Genomic DNA, 9638 nt, shown 5'->3' with positions numbered 1-9638 from the left:
GACACGCGAGGAGTCCCGACCAGATGACACAGGCCGCCGCGTCCGACGACGACGTGACCCAGGTGATCTCCGAGCAACCGCTGTTCGCGGGGCCGGCCGTGCCGCCGCCGCTGAGCGTGACCGCCCCCGGGCCGGCACGGTGTCATGCGACGGTGTCATGCACGGCGCGGCTCACTTGCCGGCCTTGACCTTCTTCTTGTCCTTCTTGACCGCCTTGGTGAGCTTGGCGATCTTCTTCTTCAGCTTCGCCTTCTTGGCGCCGTGGGCCTTCTTGTAGGCCTTCTTCGCCTTCTTCAGCGCGGCCTTGTCCTTGGCGAGCTTGAGCTGCGCCTTGGTCTTGGTCGGGGTCGGCGTCACCACCGGCGTGCTGCCGGCGCCGGCGACGGTGATCCGGTTGTCCTCCGAGGGCAGGTTGGTGTTGCCGTTGGAGCTGGTCTCGAAGGCGTTCGAGTCCGGCACGTACGCCGCACCCACGTGATAGGTGCCCGCCGGCAGACCGGCCGGAATCTGGAAGACGGCCTGCCCGTTGGTCAGCGGGACAGTGATCGGGGCGGCGCCCTGGTTGCCGCCGGTGGCGGCGTTGGCCAGGGAGAAGACGACCGAGCCGGTCGGCGTACCGCTGTTGGCCTGCACCAGGGCGGTGGCGGTGTTGCCGCTGACCACGACGGTGGTCCGGGTGGTCACCGGGGCGTCCACGGCCTTCTTGTTGGTGTCGCCGGTGTAGTCGGCGGCGGCACCGCAGGTGCCGCCGGTCGCGGTCGAGGCGAGCGGGAACATCCCGTTGGCCTCGATGATCTGCTTGGCCTCGTCGCTGCTGCAGATCCAGCCGTTCTCACCGAAGATCGACTCGACCAGCGGGGAGCCGGCCAGCCAGCTGCTCGGTACGCCGGCGGACTCCGGCGCGGCGGAGGTGCGGAAGTAGTTGTAGACCTCGCGGTCGTAGCGGATGCCGTTCTCGACGTTGACCAGGTTGCCGGTCAGCGCGACCCGGCCCCAGGAGAACGGCGCGATCGCGTTCGGGTCGTCCGCCACCGGCGTCGGGTCGTGCTCGATGACCTGGTGCGAGGCACCCGCGCCGTCGGTCCAGGTGGTGGAGACGTCGGAGCCGAACAGGTTGGTGCCGCCGTTCGCGGCGTCGGGGTTCGCACCGCCCCAGCCCTTGAGCATGGTGGTGGTGAACGTCTTGCGGGTGCCCGAGGACGGGTTGGCCGGCAGCAGGGCGTGGATCGCGCCCGGCTTGCCGCCCAGCTGCGACCAGTTGGTGTAGACGCCGGTGTAGATGCCCCACACCTCCTGCGGCGTCAGCGTCGCCGGGGCGTTGCTGTTCTTGGAGGTCACCATCACGATCGAGTCGAGCGCGAAGGGGTAGCCCTCCAGGTGCTTGCCCGGCTGGGTTCCCGATGCGCGGGAGAACGCCATCGACAGGTAGGGACCCTTGGTGCCGGGCGCCTCGGCGGTGTTGCTGGTGTCGCCCTTGGTGAGGGAGGCGGCACCGGAGCCCGAGTCACCGTCGAGGGCGATGTTGGAGGTCAGTCCGGAGGTCACGCCGTTGCTGGTCGGCAGGGTGAAGCCGAGCTGGTGCAGCGCCGAGGCGTTGGCCGAGGTGACGTTCTGCAGCGGCGTGGTCGGGGTGCCCGAGCTGCCCTCGAAGTCCTTGAGGTTCATCGGGTTGTCGGAGTTCTGACCCTGCCAGACGCAGGGCTTGTTGAACGCCACACCGACGGTGAGGCCCAGCGAGTTCGCCGCGCCGAGGGTCTCCGGGTCGCAGGCGGCCAGCGAGATCACCTTGGTGTCGGTGGAGTTGGCGGCCTGCTCGGCGGCGGGCAGCGTGCCGGCGGCCAGCTGCTCGTTGTACTTCGCGGCGAGCTGCCCCATCACGAACTGGATGGTGTCCGAGCCCATCCCGACGAGGGCGTTCTCCGGAAGGGTGTCGCCGAACTTGTAGCCGGAGTTGACGTAGGCGTCGTCGGCGGTCGCGGTCGGCACGCTGGTCGTCGCCGAGGCCGGCGAACCGGACACCAGCGCGAGACCCGACGCGACCACCGCGGCCGCGGCGAGTGAAGCGCCGAGCCCGGCGCGCTTCTTGCGAGTGAACATCAGTTGCTCCCTGATTCCATTTCTCGGGTGTCTCGATGTGTCGTCACATCAAGTTCGGTAGGAGGCGCATGACCTGGTCGGTCACGGCCCAGGCCAGCGCTATCGCGACCGGCGTGGCGCAGGTCCACACCAGCACCGCGCGCACGTGCCGGCGCGCCACGCTGACGGCGAGGACGAGCCCCGCCAGCACGGCGAGCAGCAGGACCAGCAGCGGCAGCGCCCCGCTGTCACGGCCCATCACCTGCTCGGAGGAGGGCACCGCGGCCGCCACCACCCCGGCCGGGGTGGCCTGCTGGGTGGTGGCGTCGACGTAGACCGCCGAGCCGGGCCTCACCGCGCCGATGAAGCCGCTGCCCTGCGCGGTGACCAGCGTCAGCCGGCCCGCGGTCGCACCGCTGGGCGCCGGCGGGATCGGGTCGCCGGCGCGGCGGACGTCCTGCACGGTGTAGCTGACCTTGCCGGTGGCGTTCTGGACGGTGATGCGGTCACCGGCCGACAGGGTCGCGAGCCGCCGGAAGGGCGCGCCGTACGTCGAGCCGCGCCCCATCACCACCGACACGCCGGCCTGGCCCGGCATCGGGGTGCTGCGCAGGTGCCCCGGACCGGCCATCAGGTCGCCCGACGCCGTACCGTCCACCACGACCTGCTGCAGCCCCAGCCGCGGGATCGAGAGCAGCGCCACCGGCGAGCCCGGCGCGATCGGACGGCCGCGGTAGTCCAGCTCCCCGGTGGGCGCGGTCGCCTGGGCGAGCTCGCTGCGGAACTCCGCGTAGCGCAGGTGCTGGTCGCGCTGCTGGGCCAGCGTCCCGAGCACCAGCATCTGCAGCAGCGCCCAGACGCATACCAGCGCGATCAGCGCCGCGGTGGTGGAGGCGATCGCCATCGTCTCCTCGACGTCGCCGGGCCGGATCGGATGCGCGCGTGGTCGGATCGGCCGACGAGCCCGGCGCGGCGCTGCCACGACGCTCATCGGGCACCTCGCAGGAACAGCCAGACCCGGCCGCCCAGCGTGATCGCACCGCAGAGCAGCCCCACCACGATCAGCACCGGCAGCAGCCCACCGCCGAGCCCCGAGGTGACAGCGGCCGTCCGCACCATCGGGGCGGCGTCGGTGACGGTGGTGGCCGATGGCGCGGCCGTGGCCACCGGGGTCGGCGCGGCCGCGGGCGGCGTGGCCGGCGGCGGCGCCACCGACGCCGATCCGGTGGGCTTCGCCTTCGGCGTCGGCGTGCTCGACGGGGTCGGTGTCGTCGGCGCCTTCTGCGCCGCGATCACCTTCGCGGCGGCCTGCGCCTGGGCGTAAAGCCGGGCGGTGACGCCGGTCTTGGTGATCGGCAGGTAGCCACCCGGCAGCCGGCCGTTCCCGCGGCCGGGCACCTGGCCCTCGGTCGAGGAGACCCGGATGAACTGGGCGACCTCCTGGGCGGTCCTCTTCGGCAGTCCGGTGGTCTTCGCGGCGGTGTAGACGACCATCGTGCCGGGATACGCCGTCGTGCTCGCCCGCAGGTCCTTCTCGTCGACGGCGATCGGGGTCAGCGGCACGGCGGCCTTCGCCGCCTTCTTTCCGGCCTTCTTCTGCGCCTTCTGGGCCTTCTTCTGGGCCTTCTTCTGCGCCTTCTGGTCGGCCGTGGTGGCGATCTTGATCGCCGAGGCCATGGCGTCGTTGGTCGGGCTGACGTAGTGCCCGGGCGCGGCCTGCAGCGCGGCCAGGTTGAGCCCGTAGCGCTGTGCGTCGCCGAGCGTGACCACGCCGAGCATGAAGCGCGACCCCAGCCCCTCGACCGGCGTACGCGCCGTGGTGCACTGGTTGGTGCCGGCGTCGAGCGAGACCTGCTGCACCTCCGGCCAGTTGAGCAGCATCGCGGTGGCGATCAGCCGGAACGACGAGACCGGCGAGGCGACCCGCGGCAGGTAGGGCACCTGCGACTCCGCCGCCTGGTTGAGACAGGTGTCGGCGGTGTGGGAGGGGTACCACGTGTCCAGCAGCGGCCAGGTGCTGACCGGCAGCTTCAGCCCCTTGTACGCCGGGTTGACCACCATCCCCCACGGGTCCGGCTTGCCGTCGATGAAGCTCATCGCGTCCGGGTCGGCCGCCAGGTAGGAGGTGAGCTGGGTGACCACGCCGGAGCTGATGCTGAGGTTGAGCAGCGTGGCGGCGGCCTCGGTCGCCACCTGGCCGCTCAGGCCCGGGTTGAGTTGCTGGAACTCCGGGTCGGCGAGCAGCGTGGTCGGGTTGTGCTCCAGCCCGGGCCGCTGCTGGCCGTAGGACGGCCCCGGATAGGACTCGGTCAGCAGCTTGGCCAGCAGCCGCGCGTTGAGCTTGAGCGAGGTCTGCTCGCCCTGGTTGTAGGGCCGATCGATGTCGAACGCGATCCCCCATCCGGTGACGGCGGTGGGCGCGTAGGCGATGCCCTCGTCGTCCGGCTCGCGCACCGACACCTCGGCCGCCACCGCACCGCCGCCGGAGGTCATGTTCGTGAACGCCGCGTCGTCGGGCTGGATGTTGTCCTGCCAGTTGAACCGGTCCTTGTCCAGGCAGTACGCCGGGGTCCACTGCAGCGCCGCCTGGCTGAGCAGCTCGGAGCCGTAGAACGGCACCGGCGCACCGACGGCGCTGAGCGTGCACACGCTCGGCGGGGTGGCGAAGGTCAGCGGGATCGCGAACCGGTTGTCCCAGTTGGAGGCCGACCACCAGAAGTGCGGCGTCAGCGCGGGCGCGGCGCCATCGCCGTCATAGGACTGTCCAGCGAAGTAGGTCGGGTCGGCGTTGCAGAACGGGTCGGTCGCGCTGGCACAGCTCAGCCCCATGATCGGGATGACCTCGAGCGTGCACGCCACCGTGCTGGAGCAGCCCAGCGACTCGTTCTCGGTCGCGGTGCGCACCTCGACGTTCGCACTGCCGGTGCCGTTGAGGTCGGTGAAGGCGGCGATCTCGTTCGGCGGGTCCACGTCAGTGCCGGTCGCCTCCGGCGGCATGCCCTGGGAGTCGCAGCCGTCGTAGAACTTCCCGTTCGCGGCGACGAACGGCGTGATGTGGAACGACTGCGTGCTGACGGTGGTGTCGCAGTAGCTGGGCAGCGTGACGATCTCGTCGTCGCTGAGCCCGCTGACCCGACCGGTGTCGGCGGGGTCGGCCTCGGCGTCGGAGCGCCACACCGCCTGCGAGTTGCTCACCTTCGAGGTGCGCTCGGCGGCGCTGCTGGTCCAGCAGGTGCGCGGCGTGACCTGGTCGGGGGTGCCGCGGCACTCCAGGATCAACACCGGGTACTCCTGGTCGAAGCCGGCGCCGCCGAGCGGGTTCGCCGCCCGACCGCCGGTCGGGTGCGCCCCGGTCCACGACACGTGGATCCGCTCGCGGGCCTGCAGGTTCGTGTGCCGGTCGACGCTGACCGTCACCGTCCGGCTGTCCGACTCGGGCGCGCCGCCGTGGTCGGGGTCGAACCAGTGCCGGGTCAGCGTCTTGGTCAGCGACAGGCCGTCTCCGCTCGGCGCGTCCGTCGCCGCGGCCTGTCCGCTCGGCAGGAGGACGACGACGGCGGCCGCGACCCAGGCCAGCACGCTCAGCAGCGCGCTGACCCGCAGCAGCCGGCTCACGAGGCACCCCCGCGCCGGCGGCGCAGCCAGGCGACGTACCCGCCGGGGAGGAGCACGATGGCGACCAGCTCGGCGACCGCGACCGCGCCGAAGAGCCGGTTGTCGCCGGAGCGCTGGGCGGAGACCTCGATCGCGTTCGCCGTGGCCGGCGTGGCGCCAGCGGCGGCGGTGGCGGTGGTGGCGACCGCGCCGGTCGCCGGGTCGGGGGCCGCGGTCGGCGGTGGCGCGCCGGTCGGTGCCGTGCCGGTCGGCGTGGCCGGCGTCGTCGTCGAGCCGGTCGACTTCGTGCTCACCTTGGCGCCGTTGCCGGCCGGCGTGCCCGGTGGGGTCTGGTCGTCGCCGCACGGCTGCGCGGTCGCCTTCTGGCACGGCAACGGCATCGGCGCGATCTGGGCGAGGTGGTTGGCGGCCAGGTTGCCCTTGACGAACGTCGGGTTGTCGCAGCTGGCCAGGTTGTCACTCGGGTTCTTGATGTTGACGCCCGGCACCGGCGACGGCGTCGCCGCTGGACCGAGGTCCTCGACCTGGCCGAACGCCGCCTGCACCAGGTTGAGCGGCAGCGGCGAGTAGCCGTAGGGACCCGCCTTGGACTGCCCGGTGCACAGCGCGTAGCTGAGGAAGTCGGCCAGGGTCTGGCGCTTGGCCGCGGAGTTCATCCGCTGGTCGGTCGAGCTGGTCGGGATGATCATGTAGGAGTACGACGAGACCGGGTAGGACCGCGGATCGTTGAACGTGTAGACGTCGTCGAGCTCCTGGGTCAGGTAGTCGATGTTGGGCTGGCCGTTGGGCAGCGTCTTCTGCATGTTGATCCGCGCCTTGGTCAGCGCGACCGCGACGTTGTACTGCGTGGGCTGGACGTAGTATCCGGCCTTGTTCTCCACGTAGACGACCGGGTAGTGCGCGTTGAGCGGATAGGAGTACTCGGCGTACCCGATGGTGCCGTTGCCGGCCGCGGAGTCGACGGTGTTCATCACCCCGTCGTCGCCGGACGCGGCGATCTGGCGGCCCTTGCGCGGGTAGAGCGAGGTCAATCCGGACGCGCCGTTGTACGGACGCCAGATCGACGGGTACTCGTGATCGAGCCACAGCGTGAACTGCGCGGTCGCGCCCGAGCCGTCGGAGCGCACCACCGGAGTGATCGGCAGGGAGGGCAGCGCGTGCCCGCCGTTCTCCTTGGTGATCTGCGGGTCGTTCCAGTTGGTGATCTGGTTGGTGAAGATCTTGGCGATCGTCTCGCCGGAGAGCCGCAGGTTGTTCACCAGCTTGCCGGCCACGGTGAGGTGGTAGGTGAACGCCGTGCCGCCGGCCACCACCGGCAGGTAGGCGTAGGGCCGCTGGCTCGAGTCGGACTGGTGGGTGACCGGGTCGACGCCCTGGTAGGGGATGTCGGAGTCGCCGAAGTCGGTCACGCTGTTGGCGAAGTCCTTGCGGCCCTGGGAGGAGCCGTTGTTGTTGAACGTGACCTGCATGCCGGCCGCGGACACGTCGGCGATCCACTGCTGGACGATGGTGTAGGCCCAGGTCGAGCCGGAGCCCTCGATCTCGGCGTACTCGGCCGAGGCCGGGCCGACCAGCCGCGAGGAGACCGCCAGGGAGAGCAGGACGACGACGAGCACGCGGAGCAGCGCGGACGCGCGGCGGGTGAGGTGACGGCGGTTCACAGGGCTTCCTCGGCGAGCGGGGTCGAAGGGGTCGGTCTGGTGCCGCGGGTCCGGGCGGTGCCCACCGCGGCGCGGGCGGCGGAACGGAGCCGGCGCAGCGGCGACAGCTTCGTCGACGGCGGCCGGGCGAGCGCCCGGGCGATGGCGAACAGGACCAGGACGAGCAGCAGCAGGACCGCCGCCGTACCGAAGGCGCGCTGGATGGCCAGCGGGATGCCGCTGCGGGCCGCGGTGAAGATGTACAGCGGCAGCGACGTCATCACGCCGGTGGTCGGGTCCAGGTGGATGAAGGTTGCGTTGCCGGAGGTGATCATCACCGGCGCGGTCTCCCCGACCCCGCGAGCGATGGCCAGGATCAGCGCCGTCGCCAGCCCCGGCCGCGCGGTCGGCAGGACCACGTGCCACACCGTCGACCAGCGACTCGCGCCCAGGGCGAAGGAGGCCTCGCGCAGCGTGCCCGGCACGATCCGCAGCACCACGTCCGAGGCCCGCGCGATGATCGGCAGCATCATCACCGTGATCGCCAGCCCGGCGGCCAGGCCCGAGCGCGGAAAGCCCAGCGCGATGATCCAGACGGTGTAGATGAACAGGCCGGCCAGGATGTCGGGCAGCGCCGTCATCGCCTCGACGACGGTGCGCACCACGGTGGCGAACCGCCCGCCGACCTCGTTCATGAACACCGCCGTGCCGACGCCCAGCGGCAGCGCGATCGCCGAGGCGATGCCCAGCTCGATCAGCGAGCCGAGGACGGCGTGCAGGATGCCGCCCTTGTCCAGCGGGTCGGTGGCGCTGACGCCGGTCATGTCCTTGGTGAAGAAGTTGAGGTGGTGCAGCGCCGGCCAGCCGCGCTCGATCACGAAAACGATCACCGAGACCAGCGCCGCGAAGACGACCACCGCGCCGGTGGAGACGACCCACTGCGCGACCCGGTCGGAGACGGCGACGTTGCGGTGGTCGAGGGCGGCGGTGCCGACGGCCAGGACCACCACGTTGGCCAGGGCGGCGACGACCAGGAACCAGGCCGGGCCGTGCACCGGCAGCAGCCGGCCGACGACCACCCAGGCGATCGCGACGGCCGCCAGCCGGGCACCCCAGGTCAGGAAGCGCTGCTCGAGCGGCAGGCTGCCCAGGCCCAGCCGCGGGGCGGGCACCCGGTCGGCGTCCCGGGTCGGAAGGGTGGTGCGCACGGGCTGGCTGCGTGCGGTCGGCTGGGCAGGCTCGGCGACGGTGGTCATGCGGTCTGCGCCCCCGATCGGCTCCGGTTGACCACGACCGCCGCCAGCGTGTTGACCAGCAGGGTGATGCAGAACAGCACCAGGCCGGCGGTAAGCAGCGCGGAGAGCTGGATGCCGGTGGCCTCGCCGAACTGGCCGGCGATGAGGGCGGCGACCGTCTCCGAGCCGATCTCGAGGATGCGGCCCTTGATCACGAACTCGGGGCTGATGATGAGCAGCACCGCGATGGTCTCGCCGAGCGCCCGGCCCAGCCCGAGCATCGTGCCGCCGATGATCCCGCCCTTGCCGAAGGGCAGCACGACGGTGCGGATCATTCCCCACCGGGTGGCGCCGAGCGCGAGCGCGCCCTCCTTCTCCCCCTGCGGCGTCTCGCTGAAGACCTGCCGCATCACCGAGCAGGCCATCGGCATCACCATCATCGAGACCGTGACGCCGCCGATGAACGCGCTGGCGGTGTAGCGGCTCATGTCGGGGACCGCGGCATGCGGGTCCGCGCCGACGTGGAACAGCGGGAACCAGCCGAGGTTGCGCTGCAGGAACAGCGCGAATCCCGCGGCGTGCGGCTGGATCAGGAAGAAGCCCCACAGCCCGTAGACGATCGAGGGCACCGCCGCCATCAGGTCGACCGCTGCGACCAGGGTCGCGCGCAGCCGCGGGGCGGCGTACTCGGTGATGTAGAGCGCGGTGGCCAGCGCGAGCGGGAAGGAGATCACCATCGCCACCAGCGCCACCTCGATGGTGCCGACCAGGACGGCGGCGATGCCGACCTTGTCGGCCTCGGGGTTCCAGTCCCGGGTGGTGAGGAAGTGCAGCCCGTAGTGCCGCAGCGTGGGCACCGACTGATAGGCCAGGAAGAGGCCGATCCCGCCGGTGATCACCAGCACCGAGGCACCGACCGCCCGGAAGGACTGGGCGAAGACGGCGTCCCCGCCCCGGGGCCTCCGGGACAGGCGGCGCGGCTCGGCGGGTGGCCGGGCGTCAGCCGCGGGGTCGTGCAACGGGAGGGTGGTCACCTGAGACTCTCTGCTGGTGGCCCCGAGAGGCGGTCACT

General features: G+C 71.5%; 6 protein-coding genes. All 6 read right to left on the bottom strand.

Annotated elements, in window-relative coordinates; all coding sequences use genetic code 11:
- Nucleotides 1-171: 171 nt before the first annotated feature.
- The 6 genes from VHA72_RS06430 to pstC are packed head-to-tail and all read right to left on the bottom strand — an operon-like array spanning nt 172 to nt 9600.
- A complete protein-coding gene (locus VHA72_RS06430) occupies nt 172-2097 on the bottom strand; it encodes a substrate-binding domain-containing protein (protein WP_325573619.1) in 1926 nt (641 codons plus the stop codon).
- Nucleotides 2098-2140: 43 nt separating this feature from the next.
- On the bottom strand, nt 2141-3067 hold the full coding sequence (locus VHA72_RS06425; RefSeq protein ID WP_325573618.1) for a sortase: 927 nt from the start codon (nt 3065-3067) through the stop codon (nt 2141-2143).
- On the bottom strand, nt 3064-5691 hold the full coding sequence (locus VHA72_RS06420) for a hypothetical protein (RefSeq protein WP_325573617.1): 2628 nt from the start codon (nt 5689-5691) through the stop codon (nt 3064-3066). Before VHA72_RS06420 ends, VHA72_RS06425 begins: the two co-directional genes overlap by 4 nt.
- Nucleotides 5688-7352: a phosphate ABC transporter substrate-binding protein PstS gene (locus VHA72_RS06415; RefSeq protein ID WP_325573616.1), complete on the bottom strand. Its 1665-nt coding sequence runs from the start codon at nt 7350-7352 to the stop codon at nt 5688-5690. Before VHA72_RS06415 ends, VHA72_RS06420 begins: the two co-directional genes overlap by 4 nt.
- A complete protein-coding gene (pstA, locus tag VHA72_RS06410; RefSeq protein ID WP_325573615.1) occupies nt 7349-8587 on the bottom strand; it encodes a phosphate ABC transporter permease PstA in 1239 nt (412 codons plus the stop codon). Before pstA ends, VHA72_RS06415 begins: the two co-directional genes overlap by 4 nt.
- A complete protein-coding gene (gene pstC, locus VHA72_RS06405) occupies nt 8584-9600 on the bottom strand; it encodes a phosphate ABC transporter permease subunit PstC (RefSeq protein ID WP_325573614.1) in 1017 nt (338 codons plus the stop codon). Before pstC ends, pstA begins: the two co-directional genes overlap by 4 nt.
- Nucleotides 9601-9638 lie beyond the last annotated feature (38 nt).

Source organism: Nocardioides sp. (assembly GCF_035547795.1).
Taxonomy (GTDB): Bacteria; Actinomycetota; Actinomycetes; order Propionibacteriales; family Nocardioidaceae; genus Nocardioides.
This window is presented reverse-complemented; position numbering and strand designations above follow the sequence as displayed.

What these genes read in the sequence shown, in the direction of transcription:
- pstA (WP_325573615.1), bottom strand. Translation starts at nt 8,587, where the DNA reads ATGACCACCGTCGCCGAGCCTGCCCAGCCGACCGCACGCAGCCAGCCC.
- VHA72_RS06430 (WP_325573619.1), bottom strand. Translation starts at nt 2,097, where the DNA reads ATGTTCACTCGCAAGAAGCGCGCCGGGCTCGGCGCTTCACTCGCCGCG.
- VHA72_RS06425 (WP_325573618.1), bottom strand. Translation starts at nt 3,067, where the DNA reads ATGAGCGTCGTGGCAGCGCCGCGCCGGGCTCGTCGGCCGATCCGACCA.